The sequence below is a fragment of the Sulfobacillus harzensis genome (genome assembly GCF_012933365.1).
GTDB classification, from domain to species: domain Bacteria; phylum Bacillota; class Sulfobacillia; order Sulfobacillales; family Sulfobacillaceae; genus Sulfobacillus_B; species Sulfobacillus_B harzensis.
The window spans coordinates 1-3,872 of sequence record NZ_JABBVZ010000184.1; the positions used below are offsets into that span (position 1 = coordinate 1).

Consider the following 3,872-nt stretch of genomic DNA (forward strand, 5'->3'; position numbering starts at 1 on the left):
GAGATTGTCCCGAATTTCGTGGAATTTGGGGTTCGCGATTCCTCCCAGAGTCTGGTTGAATACTGGGTGTCGAAACCAATGCAACCATAGGAGGAATCGCTCGTGAGTCTCAGTATACCGAATTCCCCGGGAAAACCCCAGAAAAAGGCACGCAAGACACCGCAGACCGAAACCCCGCCCGTTGCGTGGCCAACAGCCACCGAATCATGGGTCGCCATTCTGCAGGAAGCCCAGGCCGGGTTGCTGAGCCTCTCCATCCGTCTCGGTCTCCAGACCCTGCAACAACTGATGGCCACCGAGGTCGACGGCCTGGTGGGCCCGAAAGGCCGCCATAATCCCGATCGGACCGCCGTCCGGCATGGCTTGGAAACAGGATATGTCTATGTGGGCGATCGGCGGGTGCCGGTGACCCATCCCCGGGTTCGCACCAACACCGGGGAGGAAGTGCCCTTGCAGACCTATCAAGCCTTTCAAGACCCCACGCTGGTCACACAAGCGGCACTCGAACGGATGCTGTTTGGTTTGGCGAGCCGGCAGCAACCCCATGCTGACCCCGCCTTGAATGCGGCGTTGGACGACACTGGCCCGAGTAAAAGCACCGTCAGCCGCCGGTTTATTCGAGCGACCCGGCAAGCGTTGGATACCTTTTTAAGCCGTCCGCTAGGCGATCGGACCTGGGTCGTACTGATGATTGATGGGATTCGGGTGGGCGGACATTTAGCGGTCGTCGCGCTGGGGATTGATGACGGCGGTCACAAGCAGATTCTCGGCCTGGCCGAGGGGGCCACCGAGAACAGCACGGTGGTCACGAATCTGCTGACCGATTTAGTCGACCGCGGCTTCGCCATTCCTCAAGGAGCGCTGGCCGTCATTGATGGGGCCAAGGCGTTGGCCAAAGCCCTCCGGGACGTGTTCGGCGATGCCCTCGCCATTCAACGGTGCACCGTGCATAAGACGCGCAATGTGTTGGATCACGTGGCCGACTCGGATCAATCGCGCATTCGCCAGCGCCTCCGAAAGGCCTACCAGGAGCCCACGGCCGAGGAAGCGCTGAAGGCCCTCAAAGCCCTGGCGGCGGACTTAGAGCATGATTACCCGCAAGCGGCCAAGAGCCTCCGGGAGGGAATGGAGGACACGGTGACGGTCCAACGATTACAGTTGTCGGGGACCTTGCGCCAGTCGCTCGCCACCACGAATGCACTGGAATCCGTCAATAGCCAGTTCCGGACCCACGCGAAGAACGTCAAGCGCTGGAGCAACGGGGATCAAGTCCTGCGGTGGCTCGCGGCCGCGAGCCTTTTCATTGAAGACCACCTGAAACGCCTTCCCGGCTACCGGGATCTACGGACACTACAACTCGCGTTGCGACGGTTTCTACATCTCGATAAACGGTCGGTCGGTGAAATGGTCGCCTCATAAAATAAACGAATTCAGCCGTAACAACATGTCTAATATAGTCTCGGAGTCACACCACAGCGTCAGGCGACTAAGGGTAATAGTGAACGCGGCAAAGAAACCTCTTGATGACGGTTTGAGGCCGACGGCTTGATCAGGTCAGGATACGGCCGGGTTCACTGAGTTCCACAGGTTTGCTCACCCAGTGACCAACGGACATACCACCGATTAAAGGGGCGACGTTGAACCTCTTGGATGGCATCCTACCTTATAACGGGTAAGCCTAGGATTTCCCGGACATCGCTGCCCTGTTTTTCTCGGCCCGTTCCAACAATGCCCGCGCCGTAGTGTCACCCCTGTTTGAAACGACACCGCGAGGCACAAGTCTTTCGAATCCTTCGTGATGTACTACATTACCCAGTCGACATCTGTAGACGCCGGCCATCGTCGGTAACAGCCACTAACGTGCCCGAAGCACTGAGCACAAAGGTTCCTTCGGCGACAACTTGGTATTCGATTCGCGGTGAGGAGGGACATTCCCCCAGCGCGTCGTACCCATCGGTGACGCCTTTCTGTGTTTTTACAAGACGGGGAGCAATGACTACCTTTTGGAAGTCTGCTCGGAATCCTAAAATAGATGCGCACACAAGCACAAATACCCCTTAATCATACCGGGTAGCTCCGCGAGTTTATGACCTGTTCGACATTCCAGACCGAAAAGGGATGGCCACTTACTGATTTCGGTACAGGTTATACCAATAGCCATTCGCACCCCACTCCGAATTGTTCCACGGCGTGCCCTTAATGAGGCCCGTAACGTAACTTGGGCTATTCCACGGCGAGGTGCCACCGCTATTTACGGTCACTAAATTGGTGCAGTCCTGGTAGTCCGTGCATGCCGTATTCACCGCGTCGGCCATAGAGGACGTGTATACTTGAGGCGCTGGCCACGAGCTCCCCAGAATCTGGTTGTACGTCGAGGCATACCAACTATTCGGTTGATCCTCTTCAAAGTACCATGACATTCCCGAAGTGCTCGCCATATGGTTATTCACGTCACTATTCAAGGACTCCAATTGGGTGGGAGTAAATCCATACCCCCCTTCCTCATCGAGCATAATACCTCCCCAATAACGCCCCGGATTTGAGGCATTCGCTTCCACGTAACTAATCAGCGAGTTAATCGCGGTTTCGTAGGCCGATAAGCTACCGCAGCCAGCGTAGGGGGTAACTTCCGTTACAGTTTGATACCCATGATTAATCCAGTACACCGTCGATTGTTCCGTCGAGCTTAAGCTATACGCACAGCCCCCGACCCCCAGTTGGAGCCCTTCCACGACGATGGCGTTGGCAGGCGACGGAAAACCGTTACCGGGTCGGGAGTCTTCCATAAACCAACTGGGCGTGGGAGACTGTGCAAACACAATTCCAGGGATGCCGATCAGCATCGTGGATAAGAGAACAGCAATCCCCACCAGATATCGAGAGACATTCCGTGTCTTTCTATTTACCTGCACCTTCATGGTCTTACTCCTCGCTTTTTCTCAGGATTTTTAAGGCTCGTTATTTGAGCGGCGGAGGGCTCCCGGTTCCCGACATTAGTTGATTGATCACCGATCGTGTTCCGTGGTACCAATGAAGATTGTGAAGGTCCAGCACCATAATTCCTTGGGATCCATCTGCTAGATACAATAGGCGCGTGCCAAAGGTTGTCATGAGCTTCACGGGCCACGCGGAGGGGTACGGTAACGCGACTGTCGAAAAGTCCCGCCAATGATGCAACACAGTGGGATTTAAACACCCCGTTCCTTGGTTTGAACAATTCTCGACGGCCACAATCGCCCCGCCGGGGGTTGTAGCCGCCGGGTAGGCTGTTTGACTCATGCCATCCCCAACTAGAACCCATTGGTGTCCCCGATGGAATCGAAAAATGGTTAAGGTTCCGTGTTGGTTCTCTAGTCTCTGAGCGGTGGCCGATGAGAAGAAATTCGAGCCCGCCATCACGGTACCGGGTGATGGCCAAAACGGTTTGGGTTGCGCAACGTTTCGGGCATGTGGATTGATAGGCGTTTTGGTGACATTACACTTCCCAATGGGCACACCGCGGCCACAATAAGAACTCGCCTGCGCCACCGTTACAGGGCGTCCATGAAAAAACGTGTTGCCTGCAATAAGCAGACCCAGCACACCAACCAGTATTGCGGCAACCTTGATAGTGATAGTTCTCATAATCATGCCCCCTTCGAAAAGAACTTCCTGCCCACGTCTCCGCTTATGTTAAAACGTCGAACGGAGCGAAAACGTTACCAAATTTTCTCAGGTAGGGGCACGTCATTTCGCGGCAGGAATCGCAAGAAGTACTCAAGAAAACGGTTCACCTCCGAGCTCGAGCCTAAGGGCCTATAGGATTGCGCCAAATCACGAGAAATTCTGTGAAAAATACAGAAAGCAAAATCTACGAAGCCTGGGACAACCTC

General features: G+C 55.1%; 3 protein-coding genes. 1 reads left to right on the forward strand and 2 read right to left on the reverse strand.

All coding sequences use genetic code 11. The features are described from left to right. Positions 1-102 precede the first annotated feature (102 nt). Complete coding sequence (locus tag HIJ39_RS21890; RefSeq protein ID WP_169103165.1) at positions 103-1,419, forward strand: IS256 family transposase; 1,317 nt, start codon at positions 103-105, stop codon at positions 1,417-1,419. Positions 1,420-2,126: 707 nt separating this feature from the next. Here the strand turns inward: HIJ39_RS21890 and HIJ39_RS21895 are convergent. Together HIJ39_RS21895 and HIJ39_RS21900 are read right to left on the reverse strand one after the other, a co-directional pair. Further along, positions 2,127-2,918, reverse strand: a complete 792-nt coding sequence (locus HIJ39_RS21895) for a hypothetical protein (RefSeq protein WP_169103166.1) — start codon at positions 2,916-2,918, stop codon at positions 2,127-2,129. Positions 2,919-2,958: 40 nt separating this feature from the next. After that, entirely contained in the window at positions 2,959-3,624 is a 666-nt protein-coding gene (locus HIJ39_RS21900) for a hypothetical protein (RefSeq protein ID WP_169103167.1), read from the reverse strand. Positions 3,625-3,872 lie beyond the last annotated feature (248 nt).

Coding starts and splice junctions, on each gene's coding strand:
- HIJ39_RS21895 (WP_169103166.1), bottom strand. CDS start 2,918: ATGAAGGTGCAGGTAAATAGAAAGACACGGAATGTCTCTCGATATCTG.
- HIJ39_RS21900 (WP_169103167.1), bottom strand. CDS start 3,624: ATGAGAACTATCACTATCAAGGTTGCCGCAATACTGGTTGGTGTGCTG.